Here is a 700-nt window from a genome sequence, read left to right as displayed (position 1 = left end):
GCGGCGTATGCAGCGCAGGCGTGACGGTCCAGACCACGTGGTAACCGACGTAGATCGCCAGCACGAAGATGATCAGGTTGATGATGGTATGACTGACTTCCATGGTATTTCTCCTCTCGTTGGAAAGGGCCGCACGGCGCCCTTTCACTGGTCTTATATGGTTTTCAGACTGGTGATGTGATTACTGTCATCGACAAAGACGATCTTGGGTACATAACTGGCGATTTCATTTTCTGTCATGGGTGCATAGGTACAGATAATGAGCAGATCTCCCAGATGCGCGCGACGTGCCGCCGCGCCATTGAGGGAAATCTCGCCACTGCCACGCTTGCCGCGGATAGCGTAGGTGGAGAAGCGTTCGCCATTGTTGATGTTGTACAGCTCGATTTTTTCAAATTCCCGGATATCGGCGGCTTCCAGCAAGTCTTCGTCGATACCGCAAGAACCTTCATAATTCAAATCACATTGCGTGACGGTAGCGCGATGAATTTTTGCGCGCAGCATGATGCGTTGCATGAATCTCTGTTCCTTGTCTGAATTACTTGCGCAACACTTCGCCGCCGCTGCACAACAACGTCGCAGCCACAATGTCGTCTTCACGGTTGACCACCAGCTTGCCCTCGGCATCCACGATCAGTTTCAGGAAATCCAGCACATTGCGCGAATACAGCGCAGATGCATCGGCTGCCACCAGTGCCGC

Annotated in this window: 2 protein-coding genes and 1 pseudogene; all 3 read right to left on the bottom strand. The window is 52.9% G+C overall.

What is annotated here, in order from left to right; all coding sequences use genetic code 11:
• Window positions 1-103: proton-translocating transhydrogenase family protein (locus AKL27_RS26920; protein ID WP_198156116.1), on the bottom strand; the 103-nt coding region annotated here is incomplete at its 3' end.
• 50 nt (window positions 104-153) lie between these two features.
• Complete coding sequence (gene panD / locus AKL27_RS26915) at window positions 154-516, bottom strand: aspartate 1-decarboxylase (protein WP_050465967.1); 363 nt, start codon at window positions 514-516, stop codon at window positions 154-156.
• A gap of 22 nt (window positions 517-538) precedes the next feature.
• Window positions 539-700: pseudogene (locus tag AKL27_RS27435) on the bottom strand (NAD(P)(+) transhydrogenase (Re/Si-specific) subunit alpha); the annotation flags it as partial.

Origin of the sequence: Herbaspirillum autotrophicum (assembly GCF_001189915.1) — a bacterium.
Lineage (GTDB): Bacteria > Pseudomonadota > Gammaproteobacteria > Burkholderiales > Burkholderiaceae_D > Herbaspirillum > Herbaspirillum autotrophicum.
Note: the sequence above shows the minus strand (reverse complement) of the source record. Positions and strands in the feature narration are given on the sequence as shown.

What these genes read in the sequence shown, in the direction of transcription:
- panD (WP_050465967.1), bottom strand. Translation starts at nt 516, where the DNA reads ATGCAACGCATCATGCTGCGCGCAAAAATTCATCGCGCTACCGTCACG.